18 protein-coding genes are annotated in these 16708 nt (G+C 64.8%); 11 read left to right on the forward strand and 7 right to left on the reverse strand.

All coding sequences use genetic code 11. From position 1 onward, the window contains the following. Positions 1 to 24: 24 nt before the first annotated feature. Genes hemW through rph form a run of 3 tightly spaced genes read right to left on the reverse strand, consistent with a single transcriptional unit; the run spans position 25 to position 2526 of the window. Positions 25 to 1179, reverse strand: coding sequence for a radical SAM family heme chaperone HemW (gene hemW / locus IVB50_RS10895; protein WP_018459610.1), 1155 nt, complete (start codon positions 1177 to 1179; stop codon positions 25 to 27). Then, positions 1166 to 1801 (reverse strand): RdgB/HAM1 family non-canonical purine NTP pyrophosphatase, encoded by a 636-nt coding sequence (rdgB, locus tag IVB50_RS10900; RefSeq protein WP_018459609.1) that lies wholly within the window; start codon positions 1799 to 1801, stop codon positions 1166 to 1168. The genes hemW and rdgB overlap by 14 nt, the downstream gene beginning before the upstream one ends. An 11-nt stretch (positions 1802 to 1812) precedes the next feature. Further along, a complete protein-coding gene (gene rph / locus IVB50_RS10905; RefSeq protein ID WP_007598482.1) occupies positions 1813 to 2526 on the reverse strand; it encodes a ribonuclease PH in 714 nt (237 codons plus the stop codon). A gap of 181 nt (positions 2527 to 2707) precedes the next feature. On the opposite strand from rph, the gene hrcA reads away from it, so the two are divergent. Together hrcA and grpE are read left to right on the forward strand one after the other, a co-directional pair. Continuing rightward, a complete protein-coding gene (hrcA, locus tag IVB50_RS10910) occupies positions 2708 to 3796 on the forward strand; it encodes a heat-inducible transcriptional repressor HrcA (RefSeq protein ID WP_007598483.1) in 1089 nt (362 codons plus the stop codon). 96 nt (positions 3797 to 3892) lie between these two features. Then, positions 3893 to 4510, forward strand: a complete 618-nt coding sequence (grpE, locus tag IVB50_RS10915) for a nucleotide exchange factor GrpE (protein ID WP_085349936.1) — start codon at positions 3893 to 3895, stop codon at positions 4508 to 4510. A gap of 142 nt (positions 4511 to 4652) precedes the next feature. Here grpE and pncA read toward each other — a convergent pair whose 3' ends face one another. Together pncA and IVB50_RS10925 are read right to left on the reverse strand one after the other, a co-directional pair. Then, complete coding sequence (gene pncA / locus IVB50_RS10920; protein WP_026233851.1) at positions 4653 to 5375, reverse strand: bifunctional nicotinamidase/pyrazinamidase; 723 nt, start codon at positions 5373 to 5375, stop codon at positions 4653 to 4655. 146 nt (positions 5376 to 5521) lie between these two features. Beyond that, positions 5522 to 6463: a hypothetical protein gene (locus tag IVB50_RS10925; RefSeq protein ID WP_018459606.1), complete on the reverse strand. Its 942-nt coding sequence runs from the start codon at positions 6461 to 6463 to the stop codon at positions 5522 to 5524. Positions 6464 to 6857: 394 nt separating this feature from the next. On the opposite strand from IVB50_RS10925, the gene dnaK reads away from it, so the two are divergent. The 8 genes from dnaK to IVB50_RS10965 all read left to right on the forward strand — a co-directional run bounded on the left by dnaK (position 6858) and on the right by IVB50_RS10965 (position 14323). Further along, positions 6858 to 8759, forward strand: coding sequence for a molecular chaperone DnaK (gene dnaK, locus IVB50_RS10930; protein ID WP_007598490.1), 1902 nt, complete (start codon positions 6858 to 6860; stop codon positions 8757 to 8759). Positions 8760 to 9034: 275 nt separating this feature from the next. Then, positions 9035 to 10168 (forward strand): molecular chaperone DnaJ, encoded by a 1134-nt coding sequence (gene dnaJ, locus IVB50_RS10935; RefSeq protein WP_018459605.1) that lies wholly within the window; start codon positions 9035 to 9037, stop codon positions 10166 to 10168. 88 nt (positions 10169 to 10256) lie between these two features. Further along, positions 10257 to 10856 carry an rRNA adenine N-6-methyltransferase family protein gene (locus IVB50_RS10940; RefSeq protein WP_007598495.1) on the forward strand — a complete coding sequence of 200 codons (600 nt, stop codon included), beginning with the start codon at positions 10257 to 10259 and terminating at the stop codon, positions 10854 to 10856. Between the two features lie 57 nt (positions 10857 to 10913). Continuing rightward, positions 10914 to 11492, forward strand: coding sequence for an NAD(P)H-dependent oxidoreductase (locus tag IVB50_RS10945; RefSeq protein WP_026233850.1), 579 nt, complete (start codon positions 10914 to 10916; stop codon positions 11490 to 11492). 6 nt (positions 11493 to 11498) lie between these two features. After that, a complete protein-coding gene (gene pyrF, locus IVB50_RS10950) occupies positions 11499 to 12209 on the forward strand; it encodes an orotidine-5'-phosphate decarboxylase (protein WP_018459602.1) in 711 nt (236 codons plus the stop codon). A gap of 23 nt (positions 12210 to 12232) precedes the next feature. Beyond that, positions 12233 to 12544 (forward strand): DUF1330 domain-containing protein, encoded by a 312-nt coding sequence (locus IVB50_RS10955; RefSeq protein ID WP_018459601.1) that lies wholly within the window; start codon positions 12233 to 12235, stop codon positions 12542 to 12544. A 258-nt stretch (positions 12545 to 12802) separates the two neighbouring features. Beyond that, the gene (dapB, locus tag IVB50_RS10960; RefSeq protein WP_018459600.1) at positions 12803 to 13618 is read left to right on the forward strand and encodes a 4-hydroxy-tetrahydrodipicolinate reductase; all 816 of its coding nucleotides are present in this window, start codon (positions 12803 to 12805) and stop codon (positions 13616 to 13618) included. Positions 13619 to 13699: 81 nt separating this feature from the next. Then, positions 13700 to 14323, forward strand: a complete 624-nt coding sequence (locus IVB50_RS10965) for a 2,3-bisphosphoglycerate-dependent phosphoglycerate mutase (RefSeq protein ID WP_018459599.1) — start codon at positions 13700 to 13702, stop codon at positions 14321 to 14323. A 94-nt stretch (positions 14324 to 14417) separates the two neighbouring features. Here the strand turns inward: IVB50_RS10965 and IVB50_RS10970 are convergent, their stop codons facing one another. Both IVB50_RS10970 and IVB50_RS10975 read right to left on the reverse strand, forming a co-directional pair. Beyond that, the gene (locus IVB50_RS10970; RefSeq protein WP_018459598.1) at positions 14418 to 15314 is read right to left on the reverse strand and encodes a bifunctional helix-turn-helix domain-containing protein/methylated-DNA--[protein]-cysteine S-methyltransferase; all 897 of its coding nucleotides are present in this window, start codon (positions 15312 to 15314) and stop codon (positions 14418 to 14420) included. A 56-nt stretch (positions 15315 to 15370) separates the two neighbouring features. Continuing rightward, on the reverse strand, positions 15371 to 15904 hold the full coding sequence (locus IVB50_RS10975; protein ID WP_018459597.1) for a DUF2244 domain-containing protein: 534 nt from the start codon (positions 15902 to 15904) through the stop codon (positions 15371 to 15373). Between the two features lie 22 nt (positions 15905 to 15926). Here IVB50_RS10975 and nth point away from each other — a divergent pair, with 22 nt between their 5' ends. Continuing rightward, on the forward strand, positions 15927 to 16679 hold the full coding sequence (gene nth / locus IVB50_RS10980; RefSeq protein ID WP_026233849.1) for an endonuclease III: 753 nt from the start codon (positions 15927 to 15929) through the stop codon (positions 16677 to 16679). Positions 16680 to 16708 lie beyond the last annotated feature (29 nt).

A 16708-nucleotide genomic window follows, 5' to 3' on the forward strand; every position in this document is an offset into this window, starting at 1 on the left:
CGCCAGGACGACGATGGAGAGACTTTACGCCGCGAGATCCGCGACCACCGCGTCCAGCACCGGAAAACCGCTGCTCGTCACGCGCAGCCGTCCCGTTGCATCCACCGTGATTGCACCTTCTTCGCTCAGCAGCGTGATGCGCTTGGGATCGAGTGAGCGGCCGGAGAGCGCTTTGTAACGCTCGGGGTCGATGCCCTCGGCGAGGCGCAATCCCATAAGCAGGAATTCGTCGGCGCGCTCTTCGCTGTTGAGGAGATCGTCGGTGACGACGCCGTGGCCGTTGGTCTCGACCCGCATCAGCCAGGCTTCGGGGCGCTTCTCGGTGGCGGTCGCGTGCCTGATACCGTCGATGTCGAGGCGGCCATGGGCGCCGGGGCCGATGCCGGCATATTCTTCGCCGCGCCAGTAGACCAGATTGTGCCGGCACTCGGCGCCGCGCCGCGCGTGATTTGAAATCTCGTAGGCGGGCAGGCCGAGCCTGTCGCAGGTCTCCTGCGTGACGTCGTAGAGCGCGCGTGCGACCGCTTCATCCGGCGTCTTCAGCTTGCCGGCTTGATGTAGGCCGAAGAACGGCGTGCCTTCTTCGATCGTCAATTGATAGAGCGACAGATGCTCGGCCGCCTCGCCGATCGCGAGACGCAATTCATCGGCCCACATCGCCGGCGTCTGGTCGGGACGGGCGTAGATCAGGTCGAACGAATAGCGATCGAACGAGCGGCGCGCGATAGCGACGGCATCGAGGGCCTCGCGCGCGCTGTGCATGCGGCCGAGCGCTTTCAGCGAGGCATCGTCGAGCGCCTGCACGCCGAGCGAGACGCGGTTGACGCCGGCGGCGCGATAGCCGGCGAAGCGCGTAGCCTCGACGCTGGTCGGGTTTGCCTCCAGCGTGACTTCGACGTCTTTCGCCACGGTCCAGTGCTTGCCGATGGCGTCGAGCACAGCGCCGACGGTTGCAGGCTGCATGAGCGAGGGCGTACCGCCGCCGAGAAAGATCGAGGTGACTTCGCGTCCGGGCGCGCGCTCGGCGGTCGCAGCGATTTCGCGCGCGAATGCTGACGCAAACCGCGGCTCGTCGATCGGGGCGTGGCGAACGTGGCTGTTGAAGTCGCAATAGGGGCACTTCGACAGGCAGAACGGCCAGTGCACGTAGACGCCGAAGGCTTCCTTAGCGCGGCTCAAGGCAGATCTCCGCCAGTTTCACGAAGGCGCGGGCACGATGCGACAGGCCGAGACCGAGCGGCGGCAGGCCGTGCTTCTCGATGCTCTCCATCTCGCCGAAGGTGCGGCTATGGCCGTCGGGCAAAAACATCGGGTCGTAGCCGAAGCCGGCGGTGCCGCGCGGCGGCCACACCAGCGTGCCGTCGACGCGCCCCTCGACCTCTTCGAGATGATCGTCGGGCCATGCAACGCAGAGCGCGGAAACGAAGTGCGCCTTGCGTTTGGCCGGCGTGGTCGCGCCGCGCTCCTGCAACAGACGCTCGATCTGCGCCATCGCTGCGGCAAAATCCTTGTTCGGGCCGGCCCAGCGCGCCGAGTAGATGCCGGGCGCGCCGTCGAGCGCGTCGACCACGATGCCGGAATCATCGGCGAAAGACGGCAGCTTCGTTGCCTGCGCCGCCGCGATCGCCTTGATCGCGGCATTGCTGCGGAAATCGTTTCCGGTTTCTTCCGGCTCGGGAAGGCCGAGCTCGCCGGCCGACACTGCTTCGATGCCGTAAGGCGCGAGTAGCTCCTTCATCTCGGCGAGCTTGCCGGGATTATGGGTCGCGATAACCAGCTTTCCGGTGATTCGGCGGTGCATCGGGCTATTGACTACGCTACCGCCAGTTTCTGCAAGTCCACGAGACGCGCGACGCCCTTGCGCGCCAGCGCCATCAACGCCAGGAACTCGGCTTCCGTGAATGGCTCGCGTTCCGCGGTGCCCTGGACCTCGATGATGCGGCCATCGCCGGTCATGACGAAATTGGCGTCGGTGTCGGCTTCGGAGTCCTCGGCATAGTCGAGGTCGAGCACGGGCGTGCCCTTGTAGATGCCGCAGGAGATCGCGGCGACGTTGTCGCGCAACACATTGGCCTTGACCATGTTGCGCGCCTTCATCCAGCTGACGCAATCGGCGAGCGCGACCCAGGCACCGGTGATCGAGGCGGTGCGGGTGCCGCCGTCGGCCTGGAGCACGTCGCAATCGACCGTGATCTGGCGCTCACCGAGCGCTTCGAGATTGATGATGGTGCGAAGCGAGCGGCCGATCAGGCGCTGGATTTCGACGGTGCGGCCGCTCTGCTTTCCGGCGGAGGCCTCGCGGCGGGTGCGTTCCGAGGTCGCGCGCGGCAGCATGCCGTATTCGGCGGTGACCCAGCCGCGGCCCTGGCCCTTCAGCCATGGCGGCAGGCGGTCTTCCAGCGTGGCGGTGACCAGCACGTGGGTGTCGCCGAATTTCACCAGGCACGAGCCTTCCGCATATTTGACCACGCCGCGCTCCAGCGTCACGGGGCGCAATTCGTCGGGCGCACGGCGGCTTGGCCGCATGGGAAATCCTCCAAAACTCTCAAAAAAGTGCTGTTGGCGGTGCTTGTAGGGGGGGTGAGGGTGGGCGGCAAGGGGGAAGATCGAGGCCTTCTTCACCCCCGATTTCCAATCCGCCAACGCCACGCTTGTCAGAAGCATCCGGGATAGACAAATTACCTGTGTCTTAGAGGAGTTACCGTCTGTGGCCCATCACGATCCGATCCATCTGATCGCGCCGCGCGCGGGCCTCGCCCAGCTCAACGAGCGTTCCCGCGACATCTTTCGTCAAATCGTCGAAAGCTATCTCGCGACCGGGGAGCCGGTGGGCTCGCGCAATATTTCGCGCCTGATTGCCATGCCGCTTTCGCCGGCCTCGGTCCGCAACGTCATGGCCGATCTGGAACAGCTTGGCCTAATCTACGCCCCGCACACCTCCGCCGGCCGATTGCCGACGGAACTTGGCCTGCGGTTCTTCGTCGATGCCCTGATGCAGGTCGGCGACCTCAATGACAGTGAACGGCAGGCGATCCAGAGCCAGTTGACCTCCGTCGGCCACGCGCAATCGGTGGAGGCTGCGCTCGAGGAGGCATTGACGCGGCTCTCCGGCCTGACCCGCGCCGCCGCCGTCGTGCTGACGCCGAAATCCAATGCGCGGCTGAAACATATCGAATTCGTCCGCTTGGAACCGGAAAAGGCATTGGTGATCCTGGTCGGCGAGGACGGGCAGGTCGAAAATCGCGTGTTGACGCTGCCGCCGGGAGTTCCATCCTCGGCGTTGACCGAAGCCGGCAACTTCCTCAATGCCCGCATTCGGGGCCGGACCCTGGCCGAGGCGCGGCTGGAGCTCGAGACCGCGCTCGGAGAGGCGCGCACCGAGCTCGATCAGCTGACGCACAAGGTGATCTCGGCCGGCATCGCCAGCTGGTCCGGCGGCGAGAACGAGGATCGTCAGCTCATCGTCCGCGGCCACGCCAATCTGCTCGAGGATTTGCATGCGCTGGAGGATCTCGAGCGCGTTCGCCTGCTGTTCGACGATCTCGAGACCAAGCGCGGCGTGATCGACCTGCTCGGCCGGGCCGAAACCGCGGAAGGCGTGCGGATCTTCATCGGCAGTGAGAACAAGCTGTTCTCGCTGTCGGGTTCGTCCACCATCATCTCGCCCTATCGGGACGCCGCCGGCCATATCGTCGGCGTTTTGGGCGTGATCGGGCCGACGCGGCTGAATTATGCCCGCGTGATCCCCACCGTGGACTACGCTGCCCGCATCGTCAGCCGGCTCTTGGGGGGCTGACCGGCGGCCGGGCCGATCACGGGCGCTTGATTTTCGCCGCCCGAAGCACGATATCCGGGCCAGAAACCCCCTGAGACGAATGCGAAAAGAGAGCCGATGACCGATCGAGACCGGCAACCCGAAGACACGAGTGCTGCGGCCGGCGAGCCCGTGGTGTCAAAACCCTACATCATGCCCGACGATCCCGAGCCCGGCTCCGTCGAGCTTCTGCAGAAGGAAGTCGCCGAGGCGCGCGACCGCATGCTGCGGACGCTGGCCGAAATGGAGAATTTGCGCAAGCGGACCACCAAGGAGGTCGCGGATGCCCGCCTCTACGGCATCACCGGCTTTGCCCGCGACGTGCTCGACATCGCCGACAACCTGCAGCGCGCGCTCGATGCCGTTCCGGCCGAAGCCCGTGCGGCGGCCGATGCAGGCCTCGCCTCGCTGATCGAGGGCGTCGAGCTGACTGAGCGCTCGCTGCTCAGCGCGCTGGAAAAACACGGCGTGAAGAAGTTCGACCCCTCGGGCCAGAAGTTCGACCCGAACTTCCAGCAGGCGATGTTCGAGGTGCCCGATGCGTCGGTGCCCGCAGGCACGGTCGTGCAGGTCATGCAGGCCGGCTACACCATCGGCGAGCGCGTGCTGCGTCCCGCCTTGGTCGGTGTCGCCAAGGGCGGCGCCAAGGCTGCGCCCGCTGCCAACAGCAACGAGCCGAACGGCGCGGCCAACTAAGTCGATCCTCATGGCGAGGAGGCGCGTCAGCGCCGTCTCGAACCATGCAGGCCGCGCTGCTGCAGCGCGGCCTTCATCCTTCGAGACGCGCGCGAAGAAGCGCGCTCCTCAGGCTGAGGGTCTTGCAGTTTTTTGACCGGGCCTACGCGCTCGCCGCGATATCCGCGGACTGAATCCGCTTCACGCCGGCCTTTGCCATGTCGGCCCAGGCTTTTGCCAGCGAACCCTGATTGTCGATGCCGCGGCAGGCGTCTTCCACCACATAGACCTCGAAGCCCGCCTTGCGCGCGTCGAGCGCGGTCCAGGCGACGCAGAAATCCGTCGCCAGCCCCGCGACGAAGACGCGCTTGATCTTGCGCGCCTTCAGATAGCCGGCGAGACCGGTCGAGGTCTTGCCGTCGGCTTCGAGGAAGGCCGAATAGCTGTCGACGTCCTTGTGAAAACCCTTGCGGATGATGAGCTCGGCGTGCGGGATCGCAAGGTCTTTCGACAGCGCGGCGCCGTCGGTGCCCTGCACGCAATGGTCGGGCCACAGCACCTGCTTGCCGTAGGGAAGATCGACGGTCTCGAACGGCTTCTTGCCGGCGTGGACTGACGCGAAGGAAATATGGCCTTGCGTGTGCCAGTCCTGCGTCATCACCACGTTCGAAAATGCTTTCGAGATCTTGTTGATGACGGGCACCACCTGCTCGCCTTCCTTCACGGCGAGGCTGCCGCCGGGCAGGAAGCAATTCTGCACGTCGATCACGAGCAGCGCGGATGCATCGTCCGGCTTGATCGATGCCGCTGCCAGAATTGCGGTTGGCGCGAGCGCCACGAGCGCGCTCGTCCCGAGCGCCGCCAAGACTTGTCGCCGATCCAGCATCATTCGCCTCCCTCCAGGATGAACTCAACGGAGGGGGAGCCTAGTTCCGTTCGTATACGAACAGAAGCCCGAAAATGCAGCCGGCTTTGGTGAGTGGTTGGGCTTGAGCCGCGGGTTCGGTGCACCTCTCCCGCTTGCGGATGCTGCTAGCCCTTCGGCTGGATGCCGTCGCGGACCGCGCGGAAGCGGGTGAAGGCGGCCGGCCATTGCTCGCGCGGGGCGCTGGCGATGATGCGCAGCGAGGCGCCGCCGCTGCTGAAGCGGATCCACTGCACCACGGTCACCGGCGTCTTGTCCTTGCCGCTGACGCCGTCGATCCGGGTCTCGAAACCCTGCTGGCCGCTGATGCGGATCGGCTCGGACATGGTGACGCGCGACTCGCGCACGCCGGGAATCTGGAGCGCCGCCTCTTGGGCGAAGCGGGCGCGGTCGTCGGCGGCTTGCGGTGTGGCGCCAATCACGCCGAGGATGATAAACGGCTTCGATTCATAGCCGGAGCTCTCGTCGCCGTCGGCCAGGATGATACTCGAGCCCGGCGCCAGCGTGCGGACGTCCTTGAAGTCGGCGAGATCGGTGATCTTGAACGGCATCAGTGCGATCTGCTCTTCGGCCGAGACCTGCTTCCGGGTGACGACGCTCGCGAACATCTGCCGCACCGCCTCGTCGGTGTAGATCTTGATCGCATTCTCCGGAATCTGCACCGCGACGTAGCCGGAGAAGCCGGCGCCCGGCACGATCATCGAATAGCGCCGCACTGGCGTCTCGCCCGCCTTGCCGCTCTCCGTGGTGAAATAGGCCACGCCCGCGGGCGTCTCGATCTTGTCCTGCTTGACGCCGTTGGTGCCGGCCGGGTTGGAGTTGAAGGCGCTCACGACCTCGCCATAGGCGGCCGGCGGCAGCTCCGTGATCAGCACCTTGACGTTGCCGTCCTCGCTCTCGAAGCCGGGAAAGGTCTTGGCCGTGCTGAGGCCGACCAATGGCACCATGCCGAGGCGCAAGCCGGGTGGGAAAACGGCGTCGGCGGCCAGAGCCGGAAGCGTAGAGGCGACGAGGAGGGCGAGCGCGGCGAGGGGGCGGATCAGCTTCATGGGCACTCTGATTGGTTCACATTGAGGCCGTTCGATGGTGGCCAGCCGGCCGCTTTGTCGCGCGAGGCAGCCCGAGGACGAGCCCGGCCGGCTGCCCGCCTTTTAACGGTTTTGGTCTGGCCGCAACAGGGCGGGGCGGGATGCGGTAGCGGATGCCGGCCAATCGCGGACCTGTTAATAATTCCTCACCCGCAAGGGCGGTGCAGCCCGGATATGTTCTTCCAAAACCCAATGTTTTCACGGCCGAAACTTGCGTTCGGTCCTTGCAGGCACCTCCCCCCCTCCTATATGACCCCCAACCATCGCAATATCGCGAATGTTTGATCTTAGGGGGTTTCGGTTCGGGTGCCTTCTGGGCCCAGCCAGCCTGCCGCAAAAACAAGGATACAGGACCATGGGAAAGGTCATCGGGATCGACCTCGGCACCACGAATTCGTGCGTCGCCGTAATGGATGGCAAGAACGCCAAAGTCATCGAGAATTCCGAAGGCATGCGCACGACGCCTTCGATCGTCGCCGTGACGGACGACGGTGAGCGCCTCGTCGGCCAGCCGGCCAAGCGCCAGGCCGTCACCAATCCCGAGCGCACGTTCTTCGCAGTGAAGCGCCTGATCGGCCGCCGCTACGACGACCCGATGGTCGAGAAGGACAAGAAGCTCGTTCCGTACAAGATCGTGAAGGCTTCCAACGGCGACGCCTGGGTCGAGGCCGACGGCCAGACCTACTCGCCCTCGCAGGTCTCGGCGTTCATCCTGCAGAAGATGAAGGAGACCGCGGAAGCCCATCTCGGCCAGAAGGTCGACCAGGCCGTCATCACCGTGCCCGCCTACTTCAACGACGCCCAGCGCCAGGCGACCAAGGACGCCGGCAAGATCGCGGGCCTTGAAGTGCTGCGCATCATCAACGAGCCGACCGCGGCCGCGCTCGCCTACGGCCTCGACAAGACCAAGGCCGGCACGATCGCCGTGTACGATCTCGGCGGCGGCACGTTCGATATCTCGATTCTCGAAATCGGCGACGGCGTGTTCGAGGTGAAGTCGACCAACGGCGACACCTTCCTCGGCGGCGAAGACTTCGACATGCGCCTGGTCGGCTATCTCGCCGACGAATTCCAGAAGGAGCAGGGCATCAACCTGCGCAACGACAAGCTCGCGTTGCAGCGCCTAAAGGAAGCCGCCGAAAAGGCCAAGATCGAGCTGTCGTCGACGACGCAGACCGAGATCAACCTGCCCTTCATCACCGCGGACCAGACCGGCCCGAAGCATCTGACGATGAAGCTCACCCGCGCCAAGTTCGAGGCGCTGGTCGATGACCTCGTTCAGAAGACCGTCGAGCCCTGCCGCAAGGCGCTGAAGGATGCCGGCCTCACCGCCGCCGAGATCGGCGAAGTGGTGCTGGTCGGCGGCATGTCGCGCATGCCGAAGGTCCAGGAAGTCGTGAAGCAGCTGTTCGGCAAGGAGCCGCACAAGGGCGTCAACCCAGACGAAGTCGTGGCGATCGGCGCCGCGATCCAGGCCGGCGTGCTTCAGGGCGACGTCAAGGACGTGCTGCTGCTCGACGTGACCCCGCTGTCGCTGGGCATCGAGACTCTGGGCGGCGTGTTCACCCGCATCATCGACCGCAACACCACGATCCCGACCAAGAAGAGCCAGGTGTTCTCGACCGCCGAGGACAGCCAGAACGCGGTCACCATCCGCGTCTTCCAGGGCGAGCGTGAAATGGCGGCCGACAACAAGATGCTCGGCCAGTTCGACCTGATGGGCATTCCGCCGGCCCCGCGCGGCATGCCGCAGATCGAGGTGACCTTCGACATCGACGCCAACGGTATCGTCAACGTCTCGGCCAAGGACAAGGCCACGTCCAAGGAGCAGCAGATCCGCATCCAGGCCTCCGGCGGTCTGTCGGAAGCCGACATCGAGAAGATGGTCAAGGACGCCGAGGCCAATGCCGAGGCGGACAAGAAGCGCCGCGAGGCCGTGACTGCCAAAAACGACGCGGATGGACTGGTGCATTCGACTGAGAAGGCACTGGCCGAGCACGGTTCGAAGGTCGCCGAGACCGAGCGCCGCGCCATCGAGGATGCCGTCAGCGACCTCAAGGAAGCGCTGAAGGGCGACGATGCCGAAGCGATCAAGGCCAAGACCCAAACGCTGGCCCAGGCTTCGATGAAGCTCGGCGAGGCCATGTACAAGCAGCAGGCCGAGGCCGACGCCAAGAAGGATGCGGCCAAGGACGACGTCGTCGACGCGGAATTCACCGAAGTCGACGACGACAAGACCAACAAGAAGTCCGCCTGAACCCCGCGAGGGTGATGATGCGGACGGCTTGGACCCTCCACACGCCAACGGCCTCCTCCCTCGCGGGGGAGGCCATCGTGTCGGGCTCGACAAGCCAAGGCACTGATAAAATCGGCACTGATAAAATCGGGGCCGTTACGATCGATCAATTCCCAGCCGTTATTCTGAACACTGCCGTGCAATCCTCTGCCGCGAGGCGGAAGGGTGCTTATATCGCTGCATGGCGACGTTGCTTCGCTCCGACTTGAATCGCGATCGGATAGACCGAGCTCATCATGTCCACGTCCACCAAGCGCTGCTACTACGAAACCCTCGAAGTCGAACGCGATGCCGACGATTCCGCGCTGAAATCGTCGTTCCGCAAGCTGGCGATGAAGTTTCACCCCGACCGTAATCCCGGGGACAACACCAGCGAAGTCAAGTTCAAGGAAATCAACGAGGCCTACGAGGTCCTGAAAGACAAGGACAAGCGCGCCGCCTATGACCGTTACGGCCATGCCGCCTTCGAGCAGGGCGGCGGTGGCGGCGCCGGTTTCGGCGCGGGCTTCGCCTCCTCCTTTTCCGACATTTTCGAAGATTTGTTCGGCATGGCCGGACAGCGCGGGGGCCGTGGCGGCCGCGAGCGCGGCGCCGACCTGCGCTACAACATGGAAATCACGCTCGAGGAAGCTTTTGGCGGCAAGACCGCGCAGATCGAGATCCCGGTCTCGGTCACTTGCGAAGCCTGCTCGGGCATCGGAGCCAAGGCCGGTACCAAGCCGAAGACCTGCTCGACCTGCGGCGGCGCCGGACGCGTACGGCAGTCGCAGGGCTTCTTCACGCTGGAGCGAACCTGTCCGGGCTGCCAGGGCCGCGGCCAGATGATCGAGGACGCCTGCCCGTCCTGCTCGGGTCAGGGGCGCGTCACCCGCGAGCGGACGCTGTCGGTCAACATTCCCCCTGGAGTCGAGGACGGCACCAGGATCAGGCTTGCCGGCGAGGGCGAGGCCGGGGTCCGCGGCGGCCCGCCCGGCGACCTCTACATCTTCCTGTCGCTGGCCCAGCACCAGTTCTTCCAGCGCGACGGCGCCGATCTGCATTGCCGCGTGCCGATCTCGATGGTGACGGCGGCGCTTGGCGGCGAGTTCGAGGTGCCGACCATCGAGAAGGGCAAGACCAAGGTGAAGGTCCCTGCGGGGACCCAGTCCAGCCGTCGATTCCGCATCGCATCAAAAGGCATGCCGGTGCTGCGCTCGCGCCAGATGGGCGACATGTACGTTCAGGTCGTGGTCGAGACCCCGCAAAATCTCACCAAAAAGCAGCAGGAATTGCTGGCCGAGTTCGACAAACTCTCCTCCGGCAACACCCAGCCGGAATCCGAGGGTTTCTTCACCAAGGTCAAGGATTTCTTCGGTAATCGGGCGAGTTGACGCGTCTTGACCGTGCCGCTTTCGGCCTATACGTCTTTATGACCATTTTCTGACACGCCGCGGTCCCGCGGTCCCGGCCGGTCCCGACATGCCATTGCCATCGTCCGCGCGTGCGTTGAAGAAGCCCCGTCTCGATGACGAGGTGCGTTTTCTCCGGTCATGGATCGAAAAGCCCCTGCACATGGGTGCGGTGATGCCGTCGGGCAAGCTGCTGGCCCGGACCATGGCCCATTACGTCGACGTCAATTCGGACGCACCGGTGGTCGAGCTTGGGCCCGGCACCGGCGCCATCACCTCGGCCCTGGTCGAGCGCGGCGTCGATCAGAAACGTCTCGTCCTCGTCGAATACAATCCGGGCTTCTGCGCCCTGCTGCGCGACCGCTATCCGCAGGCCAAGGTGGTGCAGGGCGATGCCTATCGTCTGCGCGACACCCTGTGGAACGTGCTGAGCGCGCCGGCCTCCGCGGTCGTCTCCGGCCTGCCGCTGGTCACAAAACCGATGCTGACGCGGCTGCGGCTCATCCGCGACGCCTTCACGGCCCTGGCGCCCGGTGCGCCCTTCGTCCAGTTCACCTATGCGGTGGTGCCGCCGATTCCGAAATCGCTGCCCGGCGTGTCCACAGAGGCCTCCGAACGGATCTGGATGAACCTTCCGCCGGCCCGCGTCTGGGTGTATCGCAAGGACTAATTCCGCCGGCATTCCTGTTTGCGTGGCGGTCTCGTTTCGCCGAACGCATGGAAGCGGATGTCCGCACCGAAAATTCTGATCATTCCCGGCTCCCTGCGCACCGGCTCGCAAAATGCGAAGCTGGCAGCGGTCGCTGCCTATGCATTCGATCAGGCCGGTGTCGACGTCACCCGGATCTCGCTCGCCGATTTTCCGCTGCCGATTTATGACGGCGACCTGCAGGCCAAATCCGGTGTGCCGAAGCACGCGATCAATCTCAAGCGCATGATCGGCGCGCATCATGGCGTGTTGATCGTCTCGCCCGAATACAACGCCTCGGTGCCGCCGCTGCTGAAGAACGCGATCGACTGGGTCAGCCGCGTGCATGAGCTGCACGAGCCGCGCGGCGAGGTGTTCCGCAACCGCGTCTTCGCGCTCGCCGGCGCCTCGCAGAGCCGGCTTGGCGCGGCTCGCGCGCTGCAGGCGTTGCGGCTGATCCTGACCTCCTGCCACGCCAATGTGATTGCCAGCCAGCTGACGCTCGCCTTTGCCGACCAGGCCTATGACGATATGGACAGGCTGAAGCACGAGGGCGATATCGCCGCGTTGAAGGAACTGGTGCGGCAGTTGATCGACGTTTCCCAACGCATGATGTGAGGTGACATGACGCCAGCCGAGATTGCCCCGAAAGACCGCCTGATCGTCGCGCTCGATCTGCCCAGCGTTGATGCCGCGGAAGCTATGGTCAACCGGCTCGGCGACAGCGTCACCTTCTACAAGATCGGCTATCGGCTCGCTTATGCCGGCGGCTTGCCGCTGGTCGGCAAGCTCGCCGACCAGGGCAAGAAGGTCTTTCTCGATCTCAAGCTGCACGACATCGGCAACACCGTGGCGCAGGGCGTCGACAGCATCACAAGGCTCGGCGCGACCTTCCTCACCGTGCACGCTTATCCGCAGACCATGAAGGGTGCCGTCGAAGGTCGCGGCAGCTCGAACCTGAAGATCCTCGCCGTCACTGTTCTGACGTCCTACAACGAGGACGATCTGCACGCGGCAGGCTTCCGGCTCGGCGTCTCCGAGCTCGTCGAAGCGCGCGCGCAGCAGGCGCAGGTGCTCGGCATCGACGGGCTGGTATCGTCGCCCGAGGAAGTCGGAGCCTTGCGCAAGATCGTCGGCCACCAGATGAGCCTCGTCACCCCCGGCATCCGGCCGGCGGGCGCCGCGAGCGGCGACCAGAAACGCATCATGACGCCGGGCCGCGCGATTGCGGCCGGCGCGGATTATCTCGTGGTCGGGCGGCCGGTGGTGGAAGCCACGGACTCCAGGGCGATCGCCGAGGCCATCCAGGCCGAGATCGCGCAAGCGCTCGGCTAACTACCAACACAGGGAGAAGAACAATGGCAAAAGGCTACTGGATCGGACGCGTCGACGTGAGCAGTGACGAGGGCTACAAGCCCTATGCCGTCGCCAATGGTCCGATCTTCAAGAAATGGGGTGGCCGCTTCGTCGTCCGCGCCGGCAAGTTCACCACCGTCGAAGGCGCCAGCCGCACCCGCAATGTCGTGATCGAATTCCCGGACTACGAGACCGCGATCGCCTGCTACAACTCGCCGGAATACCAGGCCAACATCAAGGTGCGCCAGCCGCACTCCGTCGCCGACCTCATCGTCATCGAGGGCTATGACGGCCCGCAACCGTCAGACGGCTGAGGCGCGAACTCCTCTTATTACTCTTGCCGAAATGCTCGGCCTGCATGGTTCGCCCGGCGATGCAGAGCATCGTCCGGAACGCCCGCCTTGCGGGCTCCTCACCATGAGGGTCTGATATCTTGCCGCAAGACGCGACCTCATCCTGAGGGCCGCCACAGGCGGGCGTCTCGAAGGATGGCCGCAGGCGACCTGCCCCTAATCCCCCTCGGTTGCCGGAACTGCATCCCCCCGCTACAACGGCCGTGAGAGGATCGCACCATGTCCGATATGCGCTTGATCGTTGCTGGAGCCGGCGGCCGGATGGGCCGGGCGCTGACGCGGGCGATTGCCGAGACCAAAGGCGCGGTGCTGGCCGGCGCGCTGGAGGCGCCGGGCTCGGAGCTGCTCGGCAAGGATGCCGGCGTGCTGGCAGGTCTGCCGGCCAATGGCATCAAACTCTCCGGCGATCTCTGGGCGATGTCGAAGGACGCCGACGGCATTCTGGATTTCACCGTGCCCGCGGCGACCCTCGCCAATGTCGCGATCGCCGCCGAGCGCGGCCTCGTGCACGTGGTCGGAACGACCGGCCTGTCGGGCTCCGACAACGCCGTGATCAAGAGCGTCACCAACCGCGCCGTCGTGGTGCAGTCCGGCAATATGAGCCTGGGTGTCAATCTGCTTGCCGCTGTGGTCAAGCGAGTCGCCAAGGCGCTCGACGAGAGCTTCGACATCGAGATCGTCGAGACCCATCACCGCATGAAGATCGACGCGCCCTCGGGCACGGCACTGATGCTGGGCCAGGCCGCAGCTAGCGGCCGCGGCATCGCGCTCGACGAGCATGCAGACCGCGGCCGCGACGGCATCACCGGCGCACGCAAGCCCGGCGACATCGGCTTTGCGTCGTTGCGCGGCGGCACCGCGGCCGGCGATCACAGCGTGAGCTTCCTCGGCGCGTTCGAGCGCCTGACGCTGTCGCATCACGCGGAGGATCGCATGCTGTTCGCCCACGGCGCGCTGAAAGCCGCGCTCTGGGCGCATGGCAAGAAGCCGGGGCACTACTCCATGGCCGACGTACTCGGCCTGTCCGACATCTGAACGAAGCATGATCCGGAAAAGTGTGAAGCGGTTTTCCGACAAGATCATGCTTAAACAACGAACGAAACGGAAAAGCAGTCGATGAGCGAACGTCTTCTCGTGCTGGTGCGGCACGGCCAGAGCGAATGGAATCTGAAGAACCTCTTCACGGGCTGGAAGGATCCTGATCTCACCGAGCTCGGCGTCAAGGAAGCCTCGGAAGCCGGCCGCAAGCTGAAGGCGCAGGGTCTCGTGTTCGACGTTGCATACACCTCGGTCTTGACGCGCGCACAGCACACGCTCGATCTCATTCTCGGCGAGCTCGACCAGAAGGGCCTGTCGACGACGAAGAACCTCGCGCTGAACGAGCGCGACTATGGCGATCTCTCCGGTCTCAACAAGGATGACGCCCGCAAGAAATGGGGCGAGGACCAGGTGCTGATCTGGCGCCGCTCCTACGACGTGCCGCCGCCCGGTGGCGAAAGCCTGAAGGACACGCTGGCGCGCGCGCTGCCGTATTACGTGCAGGAGATCCTGCCCGGCGTGCTCAACGGCAAGCGCACATTGGTCGCGGCTCACGGCAATTCGCTGCGCGCGCTGATCATGGTGCTGGAAAAGCTCTCGCCCGAAGGCATTTTGAAGCGCGAGCTCGCCACCGGCGTGCCGATCATCTACCGGCTCAATGCGGATTCGACGGTGGCATCGAAGCTGGATCTGGCGGGATAAAGACGTTCGCGCGCGACTGAGTCCCGCCAAGCACTCGGTGTCGTCCTGGCTTTCGCCAGGACGACTAAGTGGGGCAGTTTACGCGTGGCAACTCTTACTGCAGCCCCAGCTGCCCGGCCTCCCAGCCCAGCATCGCCTGCTTGCGAGTGATGCCCCAGTGGTAGCCGGTGAGCGTGCCGCTCTTGCCGAGCGCGCGGTGGCAGGGCACGACGAAGGACACCGGGTTCTTGCCGACGGCGGCGCCGACGGCGCGTGACGCTTTCGGGCTGTTGATGTTGCAGGCGATGTCCGAATAGGACACCGCGCGGCCCATCGGGATCTTCAGCAAGGTCTCCCACACCCGCACCTCGAAATCGGTACCGATCATCACCACGCGCAGCGGCTGGTCCGGCCGCCAGAGTTTTGTGTCGAAGATGCGCTGCGCCAATGGTGCGGTACCTTCGTGATCCTCGACGTAAGTTGCGTTCCGCCATCGCCGCGTCATATCGGCAAGCGCCACCTGTTCCTCACCGGGATCGGCGAAAGCGAGTCCCGACAATCCGCGATCGGTCGCGATCACGATCGCGGTGCCGAACGGTGAGTGATGGAAGCCGTAGCGCAAGGTGAGGCCGGCGCCGCCGTTCTTCCATTCGCCCGGCGACATCGCCTCATGGGTGACGAAGAGATCGTGCAGCCGGCCCGGACCCGACAAACCGGAGTCAAGCGCGGCGTCGAGGATACTCGCCGAATCCCTGAGCAAGCCCTTGGCGTGATCGAGCGTGAGCGCCTGCATAAAAGCCTTCGGCGTGATCGAGGCCCAGCGGCGGAACAGATGGTGCAGCTCGTCCGGGGTGACGCCGGCCGCATCCGCCATCGCCTCGATGGTCGGCTGCGTGCGCCATTTTTCGGAGATGAAGGCGATCGCCCGGCGCACGGAATCATAGTCGCGCATCGCGGCGTTCTGGGAGCCCGGCCCGGCCAGGCGCTGGTCATGTATCGCGAGTGTCATCATGCCTGGAAATGTAGGAGGGGGCGGGGTACGAAACCACCCGATTTCCGATCCGCAAATCAGGTCACCGGATTGTAGGTCGGACCGCGCCTGGCGGCATTTAAGGCCTCAACCAAACCCTTGTAGAAACTTGCCTTTTCGTCCGGCCCCAGGAAGCGGGCGATCTGGATCTGGTGACCTCGCGAGATCAGATAGAGGTGCTCGATGCCAAAATCCTCGTCGATTTCCATGTCGAGTCGAACCCAGAGCGGATTGAAGGTCCATTCGACGACCTGGCCATGCTGGCTGACGCGCCGCACGCGCAATTCAGATGGCGTGACCACGATCTCCTCGCTGGCCCGCGCCGCACGGAAATTGGCCTTGAAAGCCCACCAGATCACCAGCACGTCGAGGCCGAAAAAGCCGAACACCGGCCAGGCGCCCATCATCAGGAAGACGAGGCCGGTGACGAAGCTGACGGCGCTCAGGAACAGCATCACGGCGAGGAAGCCGGTGCGGTTCAGCGAGCGGTGCGGCGTCAGGCGCGCGGAAAAGATCTGAGGCTCAGCCTCGCTTGCAGATCGTTCGCGCTCAATTTCATTGCCTGTGCTCATCGTCCCTCAGTATATCCCGATCATGGCGAAAATCACCCGCACGCCGGCCCCCCGCAAAACGTCCGTGCCGAAGAAAAAGGCGAAGGTGGCCGCCGCGAAGCCCAAGGCCCCCGGCAAGAAATCTCTCAAAGCCATGAAACCCTGGACGCCGCCCGAAGTCCGCGAGGCCTTCAGCCGTTTCCGCAAGGCTAACCCGGAGCCAAAGGGGGAGCTCGAGCACGTCAATCCGTTCACGCTGCTGGTTGCCGTGGTGCTGTCGGCACAGGCGACTGACGCCGGCGTCAACAAGGCGACGCGCGCGCTGTTTGCGGTCGCCGACACGCCCCAGAAGATGCTTGACCTCGGCGAGGAACGCCTGCGCGAGTACATCAAGACCATCGGGCTCTATCGCACCAAGGCCAGAAACGTCATCGCGCTGTCGGCGAAGCTGCTCAGCGAGTTCGGCGGCGAGGTGCCGCGCACGCGCGTCGGGATCGAGTCGTTGCCCGGCGCCGGGCGCAAGACCGCCAATGTCGTGCTCAACATGGCCTTCGGCGAGCACACCATGGCGGTCGATACGCATGTCTTCCGCGTCGGCAACCGGACCGGACTTGCGCCCGGCAAGACGCCGCTGGAGGTCGAGCTCGGTCTCGAAAAGGTGATCCCGGCCGAGTTCATGCTGCATGCCCATCATTGGCTGATCCTGCATGGCCGCTATACTTGCCTCGCGCGCAAGCCGCGCTGCGAGGTTTGCCTGATCAACGATCTCTGCCGGTGGCCGGAAAAGACGGTCTGAAAATAGCGTTCGGGAAAGTGGTTTGGAGT

The sequence above is a fragment of the Bradyrhizobium sp. 87 genome (genome assembly GCF_023073015.1).
GTDB lineage: Bacteria > Pseudomonadota > Alphaproteobacteria > Rhizobiales > Xanthobacteraceae > Bradyrhizobium > Bradyrhizobium canariense_D.